The sequence below is a fragment of the Nocardia sp. NPDC055029 genome (assembly GCF_053608525.1).
On the sequence record NZ_JBSGVQ010000029.1, the window covers coordinates 67029 to 86794 of the forward strand.

The window sequence follows — 19766 nt, forward strand, 5'->3', positions numbered from 1 at the left end:
TCGCCGTCGCGATGCTGCGGGACACCGGCTCAGGCGACGGTGGCCTCGAGCCGGGAACCGGAGCGGCCACGGACGACGTGGAGCCTGCTGGGAATCCGCTGCCGCATCTCGTCGACGTGGCTGACGACGCCGACGACGCGACCGCCCGCGCGTAGTTCGTCGAGCACGCCCATCACCGCGTCGAGGGTGTCGGCGTCCAGGCTGCCGAATCCCTCGTCGATGAAGAGCGTGTCCAGGACGAGACCACCCGATTCGGCGGCGACCACATCGGCCAAGCCAAGGGCGAGAGCCAGTGAGGCCATGAAGGTTTCGCCGCCGGAGAGGGTATTCGCGGAGCGGATGGCGCCGGTGTAGTCGTCGCGCACATCGAGGCCGAGGCCACCGCGTTTACCGCGCGGTCCCGCCTTGTCGGAGTGGACGAATTCGTAGCGGCCGCCGGACATCCGGCGCAGTCGCAGTGATCCCGCCACCGCGACTTCCTCGAGGCGAGCGGCGAGCACGTAGGAGCGCAACGACATCCGGCGATTGTTCTCGCCACGCCCCGCGACCACCTCGGCCAGCGTGGCCAGTTCGTCGAATTCCCGCTGCCTCGGCGCGATCCGCTCGACCTCACCCCACAGCTGGGTACCGAGCTGTTCCAGCTGCGCGACCCGCTCCGCCGCCGCCGACTGCGTGGCGACCGCTGCGGTCAGCGCGCGCTGAGCTTCGGCGAAGCGCTGTTCCAGCGCGGTCAGGTCGCCGGGGACCTGTTCGGCGACCGCCTGGATCTGCGGTTCGGCCAGCACCGCGTCGGCATGGGCTCTGGCCCGATCGGCGGCGGTGAGTTCGGCCTCGATGGCCGACTGTTGCTGCGCGGTACGGGCGACGGCGGTGACGACCTGGGCGTAGGCCGTGAGGAGGGCGACGTCGTCGCGCGGTGGGGCGGGTTCGGTCTCCGGCTCCGGTTCGTCGTCGGCCAGGTCCTCGTCGAAAAGGTCGAACAGAGTGGGCATGTCGGGCTCGATGCGAACCGGACGTGCACCGCGTCCTGGACGCGAATCCGCTCGGCCGCCCGAATCGCCGCCGGCGGAAGCGGCTTGCACTCCGAGACCGCCGTCGGCTCCCGAAGCGTCCGGTGTCCTTGCGCCACCATCGACCGCCGAACTACTCCCTGCCCCGGCATCTCCACCTGCCTCGGACGCATCCGCCGCCCCTGGACTCCTTTCGGCCGCCGAAGCACCTGCTCCCCCTGGCCCAGCCGCCGAATCAGGCGCCGACCCTGCACGACCGCCGGCCACGGAAGCAGCCACCGTCCCGGCGTCGGCCGCCGATCCATCCCCCGAACTGGCACCTCCATCCTTCGCCGAAGCGGCCGTTGTTCCGGTGCCGTCGTCGGCCACGGGGGCATCCGCTGTCGCGTCCGGGGGCGCGGCGTGGGTATTCGAGAGGCCGGCCTCGTCGTAACCTTTGGGCACGAAACCGGCTGCGCGAGCCAGGTTTTCCACGCGGGTGGCGATCTGCCGGACGGCGTCGCGGGCGGTGGATTCCTCGAGGCGGGCCGTGCGCAGGGCGGTGGTGGCGGTGATGAGGGCTTCGAGGCGGGTGGTGCGGGCCTCGACGGAGTCGTCGGCGCCCGCGGCGGTGCGCAGGCGGAGGGTGAGCTCGTCGAGGCGGGTGCGGGTGGCGGCAATCGTGGCGGTGACCGTGCCGAGGCGGGCGTCGAGGTCGCGGGACTGCTCGTGCAGGGCGGTTTCCTCGGCGCGCAGGGTGTCGAGGCGGGTGGTGAGGGCGGCGACGCGATCGGCGGTGTCGGCCGCGTCGTCGAAGCGGTGGGTGGCGGCGCGGACGCCGTCGGCCAGGGTGACCGGGTCGGCGTCGCCGCCGTGGGCGATCAGTGCCTCGATCTCGCGTTCGATGACGCCGATGCGCTCGGCGATCCGGTCGCGGGCCGCTTCGGCCGCCTGCTCGGCGGCGGTGGCGGCGTCCTCGGCGTCCTTGGACACCGCGTCATCGGTGGGCCGCGCTGGCTCAGGGTGCTCGGCGGACCCGCACACCGCGCACGGTGCGCCGACGGCGAGCGCGCCCGCGAGTTCGGCGGCCATGCCTGCCAGGCGACGCGAGCGCAGATCGAGTACGCGTTCCCTGGCATCGAGATGGTTTCGCCGGGCGGTGTCGAACTCGACCTGCGCGCGATCCAAAGCCGGTCGCTGCTTGGCCAATTCGACGGCGGCGGCCGCCGACTCCTGCCATTTGCCGAGTTCGGTGCGCAGTCCGGGCAGTGCGGCGGCCGCATCGGTCGCCTCCCGCAACTGCTCCCCCGCCCCGGCGAGGACGCCGGGCAACTCGACGCGGCGCTGAGCCAGCGCGGTCGCCCGCTCGGTCAGGCGAGCCGCTTCGGACTCGTGCGCGGCGAGGTCGGCGGTGAGCTGATGCGCGGTATCCGCATCGGCCCGCACCTCACCGAGCACACCGAGCAGGCCATTCCACTGGCTGGCCGCGCCATCGAGGTCACCCTCGACATCCCGCACACGGAGGGGGTCGACAGACCACCCGGCTCCCGGCCGAGAGTGCTGTATGACCTCCGCCTCGGATGAAGTTGCAAACTTCCCGGCACCCGGCGCCGATCGGCGTGCAGACTGCGCATCGTCCGCGTCGGTTGAGCCGCCCGGGGCGACTGATCGGCTGGGCTGCCTGGCGCCAGGACCTGATTGCGCGGGCCGTCCGTCCGACGCGTAAGCCGAGACATCAAGGCTCACAGCGGCATCGGTCTGCTCGTCGAGAACAACCGTCAGCAGGTCGATCCCCGCGATGTCGGCAGCCGCCTCGGCACCTAGCTGGATGGCCAACTCACCGGCGACAGTTCGGGTCGACGACTCGGCACGACGCAGTGCGCGGACCGCCGATCGCGCCTCGTCGATGGCGTGAACGACCGGCTCGGCCCGGCGGGCTTGTTCGAGTTCGCGTTCCAGCTCGGCACGGCGCGGCGCATCCGCCGTGTAGGTCGCCAGTTCCGCGCGGGCAGCCGCCATCCGGGCGTGCAGCCCGGCGATACGCCGCTGCTCCTCGGCCTCAGTGCGCGCTTCGGCCGATTCCTTGTGCCGCAGTTCGGCATTCGTGTTGGCCTCGGCCAGCGCGGTGCGGGCCACCGCCAGCAGATCTTGCGACCAGCTGACCGCGTCGAGGACGCCGACCGACTCCGAACCGCTGTAGCCCGCGGCCATACCGACCTTCGTGATGAGCCGGTCGATGCCCTGCTTGCGGGTGTCGAGATCGGCCGCGGACGCGCGACGACGATCAGCGAGCCACTGTTCGGCGGTGCCGAATCGCTGGGTGTCGAAGAGCTTTTCGAGCAGCTTCTCGCGATCTTCGTTCTCGGCGCGCAGGAATCGGGCGAAGTCACCCTGGGGCAGGAGCACGACCTGGAAGAACTGGTCGGCGCTCATGCCGAGCAGGCGCAGCACCTCGTCGCCGATATCGGTGAGCCTGGACAGGTTCTCGCCCGAGCCGTCGAGCCATTCGAGGGTGCCCTTGGCTTTGATCTCCGTGAACTTGGTGCTGTCTCGGCTGCTCGGCCGTTCGAAGGCAGGGCTGCGGGCGAGCCGCAGGCGCCTGCCACCGAGTGTCGCTTCGAGCGTGACCTGTGGCGGCGTCCGCGCGTCGGCGTGGTCGGAGTGCAGCCGCTTGCCCTCGCCCCGCGCGCCGGGGACACTGCCGTACAGCGCGAACGCGATCGCGTCGAGCACGGTGGTCTTGCCCGCACCGGTGTGCCCGTGCAGCAGGAACAGTCCGTCGGCGCCGAGCGCGTCGAAGTCGACGACGGTGCTGTCGGCGAACGGACCGAAGGCGACCATCTCGAGTCGATGCAGTCTCATGCCACACCACCGGCTACCGCGCCGGGCACGGCATCGACATGCCGACGGTCAGCTCCACCGCGCGGAAGGCTCACGCGGACACGTCCATGGCATCCGCGCCATCGATGTCCCGTTCCGATTCCACACGCCCCGAATCGGTTTCACGCACTGCCGCAGCCAAGGCCCGCTCCACCCACACCATCTCGCCCTTGCTCGGTTCCCCACGCACGTCGGTCAGGAAACTCGCCGCCACCTCGACATCGCGGCGGCCGTGCACCCGCTCGCGGTAATGCAACTCCGGATTGCCCTCGGGGCGAGCCCATTCCACGTGCACGGCGTGCGGGAACCGCTCGCGCAGCTTACGCATCGGATCGACCGGCCTGGCGCTGTCGACGAGGGTGGCCGAGACGTAATGCTGTTCAGCATCGGCGAATCCGGCATCGGTGAGCAGGTCGTCGAGCGTGCCGGTGAGCCTGCTGAGCCCGCGCACCAGCGGTAGCTCGTGGCGGTGCGCCGCGGCCAGACCGCCGGCGTCGAGGTCGACGATCCAGACCGCCTTGCGGTGGGAATTCTCGGCGAACGAGTACGGCAGCGGAGAACCGCTGTAGCGCACCGATTCCGAGAGGGCCTGCGGCGAGTGCAGGTGGCCCAGCGCCACATAGTCGATCCCGTCGAACGCCGACATCGACACCGTCTCGACCCCGCCCACCGAGATCGACCGCTCCGAACCCGTCGCCTCCCCGCCGACGACGAACGCGTGCGCGAGCACCACCGAGCGCGTGCCCGGCCTGCCGTCCAGATCGGCGCGAATGCGCCCCATCGCCGCATCGAGGATCTCCGCGTGCGACCGCGCCTGCGGCACACCCAGTTCGGCGCGGGTGATCTCCGGCTCCAGATACGGGATGCCGTAGAAGGCCACCTCGCCGTGCGCGTCGGCGATCAGCACCGGCCGATCGGCGTCGGACACCCGGGTGCACAGATGCAGCCCGCCCGCCGCCGCGAAGCTGGCGCCCGCACCGAGCCGGGCGGGCGAATCGTGGTTGCCCGAGGTCGCCACGATCAGCGCGCCCGCTGCCCTGATCGCCTCGAAGCCGCGGTTGCAGACCGCGATGGCGTCGGCATTCGGAATGGACCGGTCGTAGACGTCGCCCGGCACCACGACCACGTCGACGGACTCGGCCGCGACCAGTTCCGCGATCGATGCCAGCACCCGTGCCTGGTCGGCCAGCAGGTCGACACCGTGGAAGGTGCGCCCGATGTGCCAATCGGAGGTGTGCAGGATCCGCATGCCGCGAAACTTAGGCCACACCCCCGACAGAATTCAATCGACGCACTACACACGTGTAATTCATCGGCGTGGCGACCGGCGAGTCACCACGCCGGGTTGCTCGGTGATTGCGAGTTTGTCGGTGGGCTCGGGCACTATCGCCGCTATGACCGCCTCGATGCTCGTCGCGCTCGTCTTGGTATTCGCTGCCGGGTTCGGTCTCGGCTGGTTGGGGCATTCCGCCCGGGGCGGGCAACGCGCCGCCGCTGCGGAGGCCAGACTCGCCGCCGCTGGGGACAATCAGCGGTTGCTGCAGCAATCGCTGCACGCGGCGAACGAGGATGCGGCGCGCAGGCATTCGGCCGCGATCGGGGCGATGGTCGATCCGCTGCGCGATGCCGTCGGCGCGTTGGAGCAGCAGATCCGCCAGGTCGAGCATCACCGGATCGACGCGTACTCGGGATTGCGGGAGCAGGTCGCCGGAATGCAGCGCACCTCGCATCGGCTCTCCGATCAGACCGGTCAGCTGGTCGCGGCGCTGCGCGCGCCGCAGGTCCGCGGTCGCTGGGGCGAGATCCAGCTGGAACGGGTCGTCGAGCTGGCCGGCATGACAAGGCACTGTGATTTCGACACCCAGGTCCACCGCGCAGGCGGCGACGATCGCGCCGGGGTGCGGCCCGACCTGGTGGTGCGGCTGGCCGGCGGCAGGCACATCGTCGTCGACGCGAAGGTGCCGTTCACGGCCTACCTCGACGCCGCGACCACCGACGACCCCACCGCGCGCGACCAGCTGCTGGCCCGCCACGCCAAGCATCTGCGCGCCCACGTCGACCAGCTGGCCGACAAGGCGTACTGGACGGCCTTCGATCCGGCGCCCGAATTCGTCGTCCTGTTCGTGCCCGGCGACCCGTTCCTCGACGCCGCCCTCACCACCGATGCCGGACTCCTGGAGTACGCGTTCGGCCGGAACGTGATCCTGGCAACCCCCACTACGCTGATCGCGCTCCTGCGCACCGTCGCGTTCAGCTGGCGGCAGGAAGCGCTGTCGCGCGATATGGCAACGGTGCAGCAATTGGGCAAGGAGCTCTACACGCGGGTCGGCAAGGTGGCCGAACATCTGGACAATCTGGGCGTGAATCTCGGTAAGGCAGTAGCGGCTTTCAACGCGACCGTCGGCTCCGTGGAGTCACGGGTGATGGTCACGGCGCGCCGGATGCACGATCTCGGGATCGCCGATCAGGAGCTCCCGGCAATCCGGCCGACCGAGACCAGACCGCGGGTCGTCGTCTTCGCCGACGCCGAGGATCGCCGCTGAGATCCCCGTGCCGCGGCGCCTGACGGCGCGTTGTGCGGTTAGTGTCATAGGGTGGCTGCTTCCCAACGTGCGCGACCCCGGGTGCCCGCGCCGCAACGTTCGATCATGCCCTCGGTGCCCGGCATCCCCGCCTGGGCCGCGATTCTGCTTGCCGCGGGCATGACGATGTTCGGGTTCCTGATCGACGCGCTCGGGGGCGAGACCTACCCGACCGGCACGTTCTCGGCGCTGTATGTGCTCGGCTGTGTGCTCGCCGTCTGCGCCGTGCGGTTCCGTGGCCTGTTCTCCACCATGGTGATGCCGCCGCTGCTGCTGTTCGTCGCGGTGCCGCTGGCCTGCCAGATGCTGGGTGGGCGCGCCACCACCTCCATCAAAGACGTGCTGATGAACCTGATCATCCCGCTGGTGGAGCGCTTCCCGACGATGATGCTGGCCACCGTGCTGGTGCTGGCGATCGGCGGCGCCCGGATCGCGATCGCCAAGCGCGCCCCCGCCACCGCGCGGCCCGCCACCGAACGCCGGACCGAACGCAAGACCGAACCCAACCCGGCCAAGCGACGCAGGCCGGAAACCCTCGACGACGCGACCCGCAGGCGCACCCGCCGCGCCACCGCCGTCCTGGACGACCCGGCCACCGAAGTCGACATGGCCAGCCCGGCCCGCCGCGCCCCACGCGCGACCGACCCCAAGCGCGCTCCCGCCGCGGCCAGGACACCGCGATCGGGCCGTGGCGGCGCAGCACCGCGCGAGGCCGAGCCGGCGCGCACGCCGCGCCGACGGGCCGACCCACAGCCGCACCCGCAGCCGACTGTGCGCTACCGCGACCGCGCCGACACCGGCCGCACCGAACGGCGCCGACCCGACAACGTGTAGGAAAACAAAGAATCCCCGCCGCGATCACGCGACGGGGATTCCTTCTTTATGGGCTTCAGTCAGTCCTGCGGCGCCGCATCGCGACGCGCGGCGCGCAGCTCACGCGGCAGCGAGAACACCAGCGTCTCGTTGGCCGTCGTCACCGGCTGCACCTCGCCGAAGCCGTGCTCGGCGAGCAGGTCGAGCACACCGGTCACCAGGATCTCCGGCACCGACGCACCCGAGGTGATGCCGATCGTCTGTACGCCGTCGAGCCAGGCGAGGTCGACTTCGCGGGCGTAGTCGACCAGGTACGCGGCACGTGCGCCCGCGCCGAGGGCGACCTCGACCAGCCGCACCGAGTTGGAGGAGTTGCGCGAGCCGACCACGATCACCAGATCGCATTCGGGAGCCATCGCCTTGACCGCGGTCTGGCGGTTGGAGGTGGCGTAGCAGATGTCGTCGCTCGGCGGATCCTGCAGCGTGGGGAACCGTTCCCGCAGCCGCTGGACCGTCTCCATGGTCTCGTCGACCGACAGCGTGGTCTGCGACAGCCAGATCACCTTCGACGGATCGCGCACGGAGACCTTGTCCACCGAGTCGGGGCCGTCGACCAGCTGCACGTGCTCGGGCGCCTCACCGGCGGTGCCCTCGACTTCCTCGTGGCCTTCGTGGCCGATCAGCAGGATGTCGTAGTCGTCGCGGGCGAAGCGCTTGGCTTCCTGGTGCACCTTGGTGACCAGCGGGCAGGTCGCGTCGATGGTGCGCAGGTTCCGTGCGGCGGCGGTCTCGTGCACGATCGGCGCGACACCGTGGGCGGAGAACACGACCAGCGCGCCCTCCGGCACCTCGTCGGTCTCGTCGACGAAGATGACGCCGCGCTCACGTAGCGTCTCCACCACGTGCCGGTTGTGCACGATCTCCTTGCGGACGTAGATCGGGGCGCCGTGCTTCTCGAGCGCCTTCTCCACGGTCTCGACGGCGCGGTCGACGCCTGCGCAGTAGCCGCGCGGCTCGGCCAGCAGCACGCGCTTGCCACCGGCAGCGGACGCGCCCGCGGAGCGCGTGATACCGACGTTCAAGGGAATTGCCGAGGTCATGATCCACAGCTTACGTGCGTCGCGCGGGCGGGATCAGGGCGGATCGGGGGGCGAAAGTCACATCCGGGCAGCCTGGACCTTTGCATCACAGGCGGTTTGCGGCAGGCTGGGACCATGTTCCGTCCTCCGTTCGTGGCCAGGGTCGCCGCCGGTGCCGCCGTGTACGCCTTAGAAGAGACCCGGCGGTTACCCGTCGCCGCGGTCAATTTCCCGATCACCGCGCTGAGTCGCGTGCTGCAGACGACGATGCATGTGCAGCAGTTCGTCACCAGCCTCGCGCTCAAGGGTGACCTCGTGTTCGAACGGCTAGGTTCGACTCCGCAGGAGCAGCCGGAGTGGGCCACCTTCGACGAGGACATCGCGCCCGAGCCCGCGGTCGCCACCAACGGGCACGCCAGCCGCTTCGATCTGTACACCGAGGATCTCCCGGCCGAGCAGGCCAACGGCAAGGCCGCGCCCGCGTCGCTGCTGCTGCTCGAGACCGAAACCGTCGAGCCCGCCGAGGAGCCTGCCGCCGAGCCGGAGGCCGACGAGGTGGCTGCCCCCGAGGTCGCCGTCCGCTACGACTACCCGGCGATGACGCTGGCCCAGCTGCGCGCCCGGCTGCGCATGCTGACCGTCGAGGAGCTGGCGCAGCTGCTGGCCTTCGAGCAGCAGACCCGCGCCCGCGCTCCCTTCGTCACCATGCTGACCAACCGCATCGCGACGGTGCAGGCGCAGTAGGGCTCTCCCTCCGACTTCGATGCGGCCGCAATCCGCGCCACCGGCGCCGGTTGCGGCCGCTTTTGTTTGTGTCGGTAGCGCCGCGTATACCTGACGTATGACTGAGGACGGCTCCGGCACTCCCGCGCAGGCAGGCGCACCGGGCAGTTCGGCGGAGCAGCCGTGGCCGGTGCGTTCGGTCGCGGTGAAGGTCGCGCAGTGGATCGACCGGCTCGGCAGTGTGTGGGTGGAGGGGCAGGTCACCCAGATCAATCTGCGGCCCGGCACGCGCACCGCTTTCCTGGTGCTGCGCGATACCTCGGCGGATATGTCGCTGTCGGTGACGTGTGATCCGGAGTTGTTGCGGCGCAGTCCCGTTCCGTTGACCGAGGGCAGCCGGGTCGTCGTCTACGGCAAGCTGCAGTTCTTCACCGGGCGCGGCACGTTGTCGCTGCGGGTCACCGAGATCCGGCCCGTCGGCATCGGGGAACTCCTCGCGCGGATCGAGCGGTTGAAGTCGCTGCTTGCGGCGGAAGGGTTGTTCGATCCGCGGCTCAAGCGGCCGCTGCCGTTCTTGCCCGGCACGGTCGGGCTGATCACCGGACGGGCAAGCGCCGCCGAACGCGATGTGTTGACCGTAGCCCAGAACCGTTGGCCCGCAGTCCGTTTCGTCGTGAAGAACACCGCGGTACAGGGACCGACGGCCGTGCCGCAGATGCTGGACGCGCTGGCCGCGCTGGATCGCGACCCCGCCGTCGACGTGATCGTGCTCGCCCGCGGCGGCGGCAGTACCGAAGACCTGCTGCCGTTCTCCGACGAGGCGCTGTGCCGGGCCATCGCCGCCGCGACCACCCCGATCGTCAGCGCGATCGGCCACGAACCCGACGCGCCGCTGAGCGATCTCGTCGCCGACGTGCGCGCCGCGACACCCACCGACGCCGCCAAACGCATCGTCCCCGACGCCGCCGCCGAACTCGCCGGTGTGCGCGAGATGCGGGCCCGCTCGGCCGCCGCGTTGCGCGGCTGGGTGCAGCGCGAAACCCACATCATCGCCCAGTTGCGCTCGCGCCCCGTCCTCGCCGATCCGCTGCGCGAACTGCGGCACCGCCACGATGAGGTGGAGCGGCTGCGTCTGGCGGCCCGCCGCACGGTCGAGCAGACGCTGCGCACCGAGTCCACCGCGGCCATGCACCTGCGCGAAAAACTCACCGCTGTCGGTCCCGCCGCGACGCTGGCCCGTGGCTACGCTGTCGTGCAGCGTGTCGCCGGACCGGAACGTCACGTGGTCCGCGCGATCTCCGACGCCCCAGCGGGCAGCCAGCTCCGCATCCGCGTCGCCGACGGCGCCGTCACCGCCGCCGCGCTCGGCACCCAGCGCCTGACACCCGCCACCGACGACAAGGGGAAATGATCGTGCCCGACGCCGGAACCGAGCCCGCCGACACCCTCGCCGAGATCGCCGCCTTCGGCTACGAACGCGCCCGCGACGAACTGGTCAATGTGGTCAAGATGCTCGAGCAGGGCGGCCTCGATCTCGACGACTCGCTCGCCCTCTGGGAGCGCGGCGAGGCACTGGCGACCCGCTGCGAGCAGCACCTGGCCGGTGCGCGCAAGCGCGTGGAGGACGCCATCGCGTCGCACGCCGACGACACAGGCGAGTAGGTCAATCGCTCACTTCGACAGCGGCTGCGCGGTGGTGACCGCCCGCGCCAGCGTGGTGAACGCGGCCTCGTTGCCGGCGCCGGTGATCAGCACCCGCACACCGCCCAGGTCGGCGATCCAGGCCGACTCCTCGGTCGGCTCGGCGTAGACGACCCATTTCTGCCCGTCCACGTCCTGCGTCCCGGTGGCGTAGCGCGAGCCGAGCACGTGCCTGGCCAGCGCTTCCTCGGAAGCCGAGCTCTGCGAGAGCCGCATGTAGGTGCCCTGCGGGGTCAGATAGCCGACGGTGCTCACGGGGCCGCCACCTGCGGTGACGATGGTTTCGCGGCTGCCCGAGTTCGATACCCAGTCCTGCGGGAGCTCCGGGTTGCGGATCGGGAACGGCAGCGACTTGGCGTCGGAGCGCAGCGCCGAGTCGGCGTCGAAATGCGGCACCTGACCTTGCGTCGGGCCGTTCGTGGCCACCGTGCACTGGCTCGCGGCGCCCGCCAGCACGATCGCGATCAGCACCAACGGGATCAGCGACCAGAACAGGTCGCGATAGTCGTTGAAGATCCGGTGCTTCTGCTGGGCCACGGCTACCAGTATCCACTCGACGCCGACCAGGCCTGTCAGGGGGCATCCGAGGAGGTGGTGCACGACCGTGCCAGATCTGAATGCGACAATTGCCCCCGTACACCAACGCCAAGGAGGCACTCCGCAATGACGGCATCATCGCCCGCCCCCAGCCGCCGCGAGGCACCCGACCGCAACCTCGCACTCGAGTTGGTCCGCGTCACCGAGGCAGGCGCGATGGCAGCGGGCCGCTGGGTCGGCCGCGGAGACAAGGAAGGCGGCGACGGCGCGGCCGTCGACGCCATGCGCCAGCTGGTCAGCTCCGTCTCTATGCGCGGCGTCGTCGTCATCGGTGAAGGCGAGAAGGACGAAGCGCCGATGCTGTACAACGGCGAAGCGGTCGGCGACGGCACCGGCCCCGAGGTCGACTTCGCCGTCGACCCGATCGACGGAACCACGCTGATGTCGAAAGGCTCACCCGGTGCCATCGCGGTGCTCGCGGTCGCCGAACGTGGCGCCATGTTCGACCCGTCGGCCGTGTTCTACATGCACAAGATCGCCGTCGGCCCCGACGCCGCCGGCTCGATCGACATCACCGCCCCGATCGGCGAGAACATCCGCCGCGTCGCCAAGGCCAAGAAGTCCTCGGTCTCCGACCTCACCGTCTGCATCCTTGACCGCCCCCGCCACGCCGAGATCATCCAGCAGACCCGCGACGCGGGCGCCCGCATCCGCCTGATCTCCGACGGTGACGTCGCGGGCGCCATCGCCGCCGCGCGCCCCGAGTCCGGCGTCGACATCCTCGTCGGCATCGGTGGCACCCCCGAGGGCATCATCGCCGCCGCCGCACTGCGCTGCCTCGGCGGCGAACTGCAGGGCATGCTCGCCCCCAAGGACGACGAAGAGCGCCAGAAGGCCATCGACGCGGGCCACGACCTGGACCGCGTCCTGTCCACCACCGACCTGGTCGCGGGCGAGAACGTCTTCTTCTGCGCCACCGGCGTCACCGACGGCGACCTGCTGCGCGGCGTCCGCTACTTCGGCGGCGGCGCCTCCACCCAGTCGATCGTCATGCGCTCCAAGTCCGGCACCGTCCGCATGATCGACGCCTACCACCGCCTCACCAAACTCCGCGAATACTCCTCCGTCGACTTCGACGGCGACGACAGCGCCAACCCGCCACTGCCGTGATGTGACGGACCACGCACCCTGTGTGCGCGGTCCGCTCCTTGATCGGCCCCCGCACGGTTCACTACGGTGGCTGGCAGGGTCCGAGGGGACGGGGGGTAAGACGTGGGTGTCATCGATGTGGACTCCGGGCGATTGCGGTCGGAGATTGCAGCGTTCTACGCGGGGTTCGGAGCGCCGAGCGAGCTGACGGCGGCGTTCGAGTCCTCGGCACTGCTGGTGCCGTTGACCGGTCCGGAAGACCGGGTCTTCACGTTGGAGTCCGGCGGTATCGCCTGGCTATGTGCGTTCACCGGCGTCGCCGAGTACGCGCGGTTCATGACCACACGGGGCGTTGTCGCCGACCAGGAGTACCGCTTCCACACCTTCTTGGGCCGTCGTCTCCGCGAGTTCGCTGCAGCGCAGACAGATCCGACAGGCGTGGCGGTCGACATGCTCGGCGCCCGCCCGATGACTTTCCCACCGGACGTGCCCGACGATTCCGCCGGCGAAGTCCGGGGCTGACCGATGTCGGATATCAATGTCGATCCCGCGTTGCTGACTCAAGCCGCGACCGGCATCACCGGGATCATCAGTGAACTGTCCGAGCTGGGTATCGGGGAAACCGGCGCGGTCGGGCGCGGCTTCGCGCAGTTGACGATGTCGGCGATGGAGGCGGGCAAGGCGAACGTCCAGTCGACGTTCGAAGAGTTCGCCGAGCGGTGGTCGTGGGGCGTGCGGGCGCTGGTGCAGTCGGGCAACGAGATCGCCGAGATCCTGGACCTCTCGGCAGGCCGCTACTACATCATGGACGAGCAGATCTCGAACTCGTTCAAACAGATGTTCACCCACCTCGCAGGCAACCCGCACGCGAGCAAGGAAGACATCGAGAAGATGGACTGGGGCCAGGTGCTGTCCAACAACACCTGGAACCTCGCCGCGCAGCCCAACTACAGCGCGTCCTCGTTCGGCGACGCGTTCTCGCATATGGGTGACAACCTGTCGACGCTGGGATCGGCGGGTCAGTACCTACTCGAGAATCCGGACAAGGCCTACAGCCTCGACACCGGCGTGGCCGCCCATGTCGCCGAGATCAAGCAATCACAGCAACCTGGCGGGGGAACGCAGTAGATGGGCATCGGGGATTTCCTCAACAGTGTCGGTGACGCGATCGAAGACGGTGTCGAGTCGGCGACCGAAAAGGTCGGACAGGCCTACAACACCGTCCTCGATGCCGAGTCGAAGGTCGCCAAAGCTGTTGGCGCCGACGGCTTGTCGGAATGGCTCGACGATCTCGGCGACAAGGTCGTCGACGCCACCGGCGGCGCGGTACCGGAGAAGGAACTCGGCCAGACCAGCGATCCCAAAGAACTGATCCGCGGCGATGTCGGCAAGATCAACGAGGTCACCGGGCATCTGGGCAAGATCGGCACCGCGATCGAACAAACCGGTGACGCGCTACGCAAGATCGACACCACCGACTGGACCGGCGACGCCGCGACAGCGTTCGACGAGGAGTTCGCCAAGCAGCCGAAACTGTGGTGGGACGGCGCGGATGCGATGGGCAAGGCCAAAACCGCCCTGGACGCCTGGTCACACGAGGTCACAGCCGCCCAGGCCAAGGCCGCCGACGCGATCGCGAAATGGGAAGCCGCCGACCGCGAGGAACGCGACCGCAAGAACGAATGGAACGCGCTGACCGACGATCAGCGCAAGGGCCGCAACCTCACCGACACCTGGACCGACCTCCGCAACGCCGCGAAAGCGATCCTGACCGGTGCCCGTACGCAGCGCGACAATGCCGCCGATGCCGCGGTGGCCGCGATCAGCGCGGCGACCGCGACCGCACCGACGGAACCCCCGTTTCTGTCGCGGTGGGGCAGCAATTTCGAAGACCTGTCCGCGGCGATCGACCAGGCGAAGCTGAACTTCAGCACCGGGTTGTTGACCTCGCTGACCGGAATGGTGCAGTTCGTGCGCTCGATCTCTCCGATCGACGCCTACAACATCACCCACCCGGCCGAGTACATGTCGAGTATGTCGGACCTGGGCACCGGCATGGTGTTGGCTGCGGCCGACCCGAAAGCGACCGGGGCGGCGATGCTGGCGGGGTTCAAAACGAACCCGTCCGAAGCATTGGGCGCGCTCACCGGCGACGCGCTACTCACCGTGGCGACCGGTGGCGCGGGTGGTGCCGCCAAGGCGGGAGCCACTGTCGTCGACAAGGCCTCCGACGCCGCTCGGCTCGGTAATGCGGGTCGTAACGTCGTCGACGACGCTGGTGCTGCCAGTCGCAATGCCTCCGAGCCACCCAAGACCCAGCCCGCGGCCGCGACACCGGACAACCCATCGGCCCCAGCAACGAATCCCGCTGGCCATGGCGGTGATTCACCCGCCGCCACACCGGAACGGCCAGCCACCACCCCGGAAAGTCCGGGAACCAATCCCGCCGCCGCGGACCCGGAGCACCCGGCGGCGGCAACCCCGGAGAGCCCGGACCCCAGCCCTGCCGCGATGACAGGTGACGCTCCGCCCGCGACAACCCCCGACTCGCCTAGCTCGCCCCTCACCGGTGCGACGGACGAGGCCGCCCCCAATACCAGCGACCCATCACCGCCCCACGCCGCTACGCCCGATCCGGATTCGCAGCCGCCCGCCAACAACCCAGCCGCGAACCCCGACAACCCAGCAGATCGACCCACCGAAACCGACGGGAACAGCCCGAATCCAGCGGCGACTTCACCCGACGGTCACTCCCCGAGCAATGATTCCGGGACTCCGACCCCACATCCAGAGGGCGACGACTCACCGAACTCCGGCGACACCGGCGGCCCGGCTGCCCGTCCTGACGAAGACGGCACCACCCCCGGAGGCCGCAACGACGGCACTCAGCCAGGCGGCCTCACACCGGAAAACGGAACCACGCCCGATCAACCCGACAACACCAAGCCCGAACTCCGCGCCACCACCGACGCCGGGGGAACCGGTGAGCCCGGCGTCGGCGAGGCCGGACAACGCAACCCACCCGAAACCGACTCCACACCCGACCAGAGCACCGAGTGCCGCGACCCGGTCAATGTCGCCACTGGGGAATTCCTGCTCCCCCTCACCGACGTCGACCTACCCGGCATCCTGCGCCTTGCGCTGAAACGAGCACACCGCTCCAACTACCGATACGGCCGGTGGTTCGGCCCGTCCTGGTCGGCCACCCTCGACATGCGCGTGGTCATAGAAGACGACTGCGTCACTGTCGTATTCGAAGATGGCATGCTACTTCCCTACCCACACGCCGACGTCGGCGTCGGCGTGGAACCGACCACCGGCGGCCAACGCTGGAAACTGACCCGCACCGACACCGGCGGCTACCGCCTATGGGACCCTGACCGGGAATTGGTGTGGCATTTCGCCCCGGAACCCTCGCTCAACGGTCTCGACACCCTGCTGGGAAACTTCGCGATCTCGGCCATCACCGACCGTCACAACAATAGAATCAGATTCCACTACAACAGCAACGGCGATCCGACCGAGGTCACCCACTCCGGTGGCTACCGAGTCGTCCTGGACTCAGCCGCTGGTCGAGTGACGGCAATGTCGGTCGTCGGCGAGGTCGACGGCGTCGAAACAGGTACCCAGATACGCGAATTCGGCTACGAACACGGAGAGCTGACCACTGTCGTCAACGGTGTCGGTGGCATCACCCACTTCGCATATGACGATCAGCACCGGATGCTGTCTTGGACCGACTCAAACGACAGCTGGATCGCCAACACCTATGACGAATCCGGTCGTGTCGTCTCCCAGCGCGGTCGAGGCGGTGTGATGGACTCCGAATTCGAGTACCTCGAATTCGGCAACGGCACAGGCAAACTCACCCGCGTTACCGACTCTCGCGGCGGTGCGACCGGCTACGGCTTCGACACCGACCTTCGTCTACGCGATGTCGTCATTTCCGACGGCGGCCACCGCCACATCGACTACAACTTCCACCGCAAACCGCTGTCGGTCACCGAACCCGACGGCGCCATCACCCGCTACGAATACACCGCAGACGGCAATGTCGCCAAGATCACCCGCCCTGACGGCACCGACATCACCATCGACTACGCCTACACCAACCGTCCATCCACCATCACCCACCCCGACGGCACCACTCTTCAGCGGGAGTGGGGCAAGTCGGGCAACCTCGTCGCGGTCACCGACCTGGCAGGCGCACGAACCCAATTCAGTCACGGCGCGAACGGCGCGGTGACCGAAGTTCGCGACGCCGACGGCGCCATCACCCGAATCGAAGTAGACGCCGCCGGATTGCCCACCACCGTGAGCGACCCTTTCGGTGCGAGGACCGAGATCCGTCGAGACGCGTTCGGCCGCCCGATCCAGGTCACAGACCCGCTCGGCAACACGACACACTACGAGTGGACACCCGAAGGAAAGCCCGCCCGCCGCATCGACCCCGACGGCTATTTCGAATCGTGGGCCTACGACGGCGAGAACAACCTCCTCAACCACACCGACCGCAATGGCGGAACCACCACTTACACCTACGGCGGCTACGACAAGGTTTCGACCCGAACCGATCCCGACGGTTCTACGACCCGGTACCTCTACAACACCGAGCTCCAGCTCACCGCTGTCATCAATCCGCTGGGCCAACGCTGGACATACGACTACGACACCACAGGCCGCCTAGCTACCGAAACCGACTACACGGGCGCGACCACCAACTACACCCACACCAACACTGGCCGAATCGCCACTGTCACTCCGGCGACCGGAGTCACCCGCCACCACCGGTATGACCTCCTCGGAAACCTCACCTCGATCACCGCCGACACCGGCGAATACCTCGCTTACACTCACGACCCCGCCGGCCGAATCCTCACCGCCATCAACGGCACCGACGAAACCCGCACCCACACACTCGAATTCACCTACACCCCCACCGGCCAGGTCGCGACCCAAAAGCTAGACGAACAGCCACCAATGGTCAACGAATACGACCACCGCGGCCGCCGGATCCGACGTACCACCCCCACGGGCAACACAACTACCTGGCGCCACAACACCCTCGGCCAAGTCACCGCCCTGACAGCCGAAGGCACTGATATCACCTTCAACCACGACCCCGCAGGACGTCTCGTCGGCTGGCGCATCGGCGAGGTGCAGATCGACCGCACATTCACCCCCACCGGCAACATCGCCTCCCAACGCGTCACCGGCTTCCCCGCCCAAGAATTCACCCTCGACCTCGGCGACTTCGGCGGAGCAACCACGAACCGCCGCGCCCCTTTCACCATCCGCCGCGACGACTACACCTACCGCCCCGACGGTTACCTCGCCCACCACTCCACCACCCGCCCGGACACCGGCGCCACCCACGCCACCTACACCCTCGATCCCATCGGCCGCGTCAACACCATCACCCGCGACAACACCATCACCGAGGCCTACGAATACGACGCCCTCTCCAACATCACCGCCAGCCTCGCCATGGCACCTGACGTCCCCCTTCCTGCCGCCCCACCCTCCCACCGCCAGATGGACGGCCGCGAATACCACAACAACCTCCTCGTCCGCGACGGCCGCAACCACTACTACTACGACCCGGTCGGCCGCCTCATCCGCAAAGTCACGACGCGAATCTCCCGCAAACCCGAGGTCTGGCACTACCGCTACAACGCCTTCGACCAGTTGACGGACGTATATACGCCGGGCCAGGAGTGGTGGCGATATACATATGATGCGTACGGTCGACGAACAGCAAAACATCTGCACGTAATTCCAAAAACGACTGTATGCCACAGAACATATGATTGGGACGGCGTGCAGCTCATTGAAGAACGCGGCACCAGCACCTCAACGCGCTGGCACTACCAACCGCGGTCATTTGCACCGATTGGACAGACCGAACTCCGATCGGAAGGCAACCGGTTCGACATGTTCGTATGTTCGAACGCAGACATGCCGACAGAGATTATCGAACCTCGTACTGCAAAATCTGAAGCGAACGCCGTGGTAGATCTATGGGGCGAGACGACCTGGCGCGGCCAGACTAGTAGTCCGGTCAGGTTCCCGGGCCAAATCTACGACCCTGAGACCGGCTTGCATCAGAATTTTCGCCGATACTATGACTCCGCGACTGGACGGTACATTACTCCCGATCCGCTCGGCCTCGCCCCTAGCCCCAATCCGAATACATACCCCCACAACCCAACCGGATGGACTGATCCACTCGGTCTTGCGCCTGACTCGTGCCTCGGTACGGATTCGGATGCAGGACCCGGCCCATGGGATATGTCAGGAAGAGATCCGATGAGTGTGGTGCCGGACCATGCCTCCGTTCGTGAGCTTACCCCAGATTCAAATGGCGGAGCCCAGTATGGCCTCGAATACAAATGGATCGACTCCGAAGGAAGGACCGTTCGTCTCCGCATCCATGGTCCCGACGGAAATGCCCCCGAAGGGTCGAATGCGGCGTCGGGTGAAACCTATAGAATACAATTCGGCGGAAAGTACCAGGATGCTTCAGGAAACCTGCATCCACGCAACGTGCACAATTCCAACAGCCCCCACTACAATCCAAACGCCGCGAATGATTCTCATATTCCATGGCCTTCCGAGTATATTGGACTTTGAGAGCCCAGACAGCCTCGACTTGAGGATGAAGGAGTACCCAGATGCCTATCGGAAATGAAGAGCTAGCCAAACTTACTCAGGCGCTGAAATCACCCCTGCCCGAAGAGCGCGAGCGGGCAGCCGACTCTGTAACTGACGTTATAGGTTCACTTAGCCGCGATGAGACGCGCACCATCACTTTAAGTCTCGCCGAAGCCGCCGCCAATGAAACCGCACGCGGTTGTCGCGAAAGCGCGCTCCATGCCATCGCAGAGCTTGTCGATACTGGATTCATTCGCCAGACGGAAATACAACCACTTACATCGATTGACCGGTATGAACTCGTTGGATCAGAGAAAGAGTACATGGAGTACCTCGACAGCGAGGTGAGCTAGAGCAAGTCATACGTCAACATCGCCGACACCCGCCGGGTGGCCACAGGCTTCCTAGTAATCTGACACTATGCTGGTTCGCTGTTCAAATAATCGATTTACCATGTCATCAGCCACTTCCTATCGGAATCAGCACAAAAGATGATAGGCTATTCATAAGCCTCCTCGACAACTCCCAAATAACCCGGACCCGCATATTGGGACGGCCGCATTCCCCTCAGGCGACACTGCGAGAATATTGTGACCGAGACCAGTTCAAACTAACCATCACAGCCTTGTCAATTGCTCTTTACGCGAGGCGTCGGCATC

14 protein-coding genes are annotated in these 19766 nt (G+C 67.7%); 10 read left to right on the forward strand and 4 right to left on the reverse strand.

The window, feature by feature from the left end:
* Nucleotides 1-29: 29 nt before the first annotated feature.
* Nucleotides 30-3851, reverse strand: a complete 3822-nt coding sequence (locus tag ACWF9G_RS23475; RefSeq protein WP_452517905.1) for an AAA family ATPase — start codon at nt 3849-3851, stop codon at nt 30-32.
* Between the two features lie 70 nt (nt 3852-3921).
* Nucleotides 3922-5118 (reverse strand): exonuclease SbcCD subunit D, encoded by a 1197-nt coding sequence (locus ACWF9G_RS23480; RefSeq protein ID WP_452517906.1) that lies wholly within the window; start codon nt 5116-5118, stop codon nt 3922-3924.
* Nucleotides 5119-5263: 145 nt separating this feature from the next.
* On the opposite strand from ACWF9G_RS23480, the gene ACWF9G_RS23485 reads away from it, so the two are divergent.
* Nucleotides 5264-6412 carry a DNA recombination protein RmuC gene (locus tag ACWF9G_RS23485; protein ID WP_452517908.1) on the forward strand — a complete coding sequence of 383 codons (1149 nt, stop codon included), beginning with the start codon at nt 5264-5266 and terminating at the stop codon, nt 6410-6412.
* Between the two features lie 105 nt (nt 6413-6517).
* Nucleotides 6518-7285: a DUF6542 domain-containing protein gene (locus ACWF9G_RS23490; RefSeq protein WP_379311040.1), complete on the forward strand. Its 768-nt coding sequence runs from the start codon at nt 6518-6520 to the stop codon at nt 7283-7285.
* A gap of 59 nt (nt 7286-7344) precedes the next feature.
* On the opposite strand, the gene ACWF9G_RS23495 is transcribed toward ACWF9G_RS23490, so the two are convergent.
* Complete coding sequence (locus ACWF9G_RS23495; RefSeq protein ID WP_379311041.1) at nt 7345-8364, reverse strand: 4-hydroxy-3-methylbut-2-enyl diphosphate reductase; 1020 nt, start codon at nt 8362-8364, stop codon at nt 7345-7347.
* Between the two features lie 114 nt (nt 8365-8478).
* Here ACWF9G_RS23495 and ACWF9G_RS23500 point away from each other — a divergent pair, with 114 nt between their 5' ends.
* The 3 genes from ACWF9G_RS23500 (at nt 8479) to ACWF9G_RS23510 (ending at nt 10728) form a co-directional block, all read left to right on the forward strand.
* Entirely contained in the window at nt 8479-9087 is a 609-nt protein-coding gene (locus tag ACWF9G_RS23500; protein ID WP_452517910.1) for a lipid droplet-associated protein, read from the forward strand.
* A gap of 97 nt (nt 9088-9184) precedes the next feature.
* Nucleotides 9185-10477, forward strand: coding sequence for an exodeoxyribonuclease VII large subunit (xseA, locus tag ACWF9G_RS23505; RefSeq protein ID WP_452517912.1), 1293 nt, complete (start codon nt 9185-9187; stop codon nt 10475-10477).
* Nucleotides 10474-10728 (forward strand): exodeoxyribonuclease VII small subunit, encoded by a 255-nt coding sequence (locus tag ACWF9G_RS23510; RefSeq protein WP_379311045.1) that lies wholly within the window; start codon nt 10474-10476, stop codon nt 10726-10728. The genes xseA and ACWF9G_RS23510 overlap by 4 nt, the downstream gene beginning before the upstream one ends.
* 9 nt (nt 10729-10737) lie before the next feature.
* Here the strand turns inward: ACWF9G_RS23510 and ACWF9G_RS23515 are convergent, their stop codons facing one another.
* On the reverse strand, nt 10738-11304 hold the full coding sequence (locus ACWF9G_RS23515) for a DUF4245 domain-containing protein (RefSeq protein ID WP_452517914.1): 567 nt from the start codon (nt 11302-11304) through the stop codon (nt 10738-10740).
* Between the two features lie 126 nt (nt 11305-11430).
* On the opposite strand from ACWF9G_RS23515, the gene glpX reads away from it, so the two are divergent.
* From glpX to ACWF9G_RS23540, 5 genes are all read left to right on the forward strand, one after another.
* Complete coding sequence (gene glpX, locus ACWF9G_RS23520) at nt 11431-12474, forward strand: class II fructose-bisphosphatase (protein ID WP_452499280.1); 1044 nt, start codon at nt 11431-11433, stop codon at nt 12472-12474.
* 102 nt (nt 12475-12576) lie between these two features.
* Nucleotides 12577-12975, forward strand: a complete 399-nt coding sequence (locus ACWF9G_RS23525; RefSeq protein WP_452517916.1) for a hypothetical protein — start codon at nt 12577-12579, stop codon at nt 12973-12975.
* A 3-nt stretch (nt 12976-12978) separates the two neighbouring features.
* Nucleotides 12979-13581 (forward strand): hypothetical protein, encoded by a 603-nt coding sequence (locus tag ACWF9G_RS23530; protein ID WP_452517917.1) that lies wholly within the window; start codon nt 12979-12981, stop codon nt 13579-13581.
* Nucleotides 13582-19086, forward strand: coding sequence for a putative T7SS-secreted protein (locus tag ACWF9G_RS23535; protein ID WP_452517918.1), 5505 nt, complete (start codon nt 13582-13584; stop codon nt 19084-19086). It begins immediately after the preceding gene.
* Nucleotides 19087-19127: 41 nt separating this feature from the next.
* Complete coding sequence (locus ACWF9G_RS23540; protein ID WP_452517919.1) at nt 19128-19460, forward strand: hypothetical protein; 333 nt, start codon at nt 19128-19130, stop codon at nt 19458-19460.
* Nucleotides 19461-19766: the final 306 nt, after the last annotated feature.

Excerpts from the sequence above, each read along its gene's own strand:
- ACWF9G_RS23540 (WP_452517919.1), top strand. The coding sequence starts at position 19,128 with ATGCCTATCGGAAATGAAGAGCTAGCCAAACTTACTCAGGCGCTGAAA.
- ACWF9G_RS23495 (WP_379311041.1), bottom strand. The coding sequence starts at position 8,364 with ATGACCTCGGCAATTCCCTTGAACGTCGGTATCACGCGCTCCGCGGGC.
- ACWF9G_RS23500 (WP_452517910.1), top strand. The coding sequence starts at position 8,479 with ATGTTCCGTCCTCCGTTCGTGGCCAGGGTCGCCGCCGGTGCCGCCGTG.
- ACWF9G_RS23485 (WP_452517908.1), top strand. The coding sequence starts at position 5,264 with ATGACCGCCTCGATGCTCGTCGCGCTCGTCTTGGTATTCGCTGCCGGG.
- ACWF9G_RS23535 (WP_452517918.1), top strand. The coding sequence starts at position 13,582 with ATGGGCATCGGGGATTTCCTCAACAGTGTCGGTGACGCGATCGAAGAC.
- xseA (WP_452517912.1), top strand. The coding sequence starts at position 9,185 with ATGACTGAGGACGGCTCCGGCACTCCCGCGCAGGCAGGCGCACCGGGC.
- ACWF9G_RS23530 (WP_452517917.1), top strand. The coding sequence starts at position 12,979 with ATGTCGGATATCAATGTCGATCCCGCGTTGCTGACTCAAGCCGCGACC.
- ACWF9G_RS23510 (WP_379311045.1), top strand. The coding sequence starts at position 10,474 with ATGATCGTGCCCGACGCCGGAACCGAGCCCGCCGACACCCTCGCCGAG.
- ACWF9G_RS23475 (WP_452517905.1), bottom strand. The coding sequence starts at position 3,851 with ATGAGACTGCATCGACTCGAGATGGTCGCCTTCGGTCCGTTCGCCGAC.
- ACWF9G_RS23480 (WP_452517906.1), bottom strand. The coding sequence starts at position 5,118 with ATGCGGATCCTGCACACCTCCGATTGGCACATCGGGCGCACCTTCCAC.
- glpX (WP_452499280.1), top strand. The coding sequence starts at position 11,431 with ATGACGGCATCATCGCCCGCCCCCAGCCGCCGCGAGGCACCCGACCGC.
- ACWF9G_RS23490 (WP_379311040.1), top strand. The coding sequence starts at position 6,518 with ATGCCCTCGGTGCCCGGCATCCCCGCCTGGGCCGCGATTCTGCTTGCC.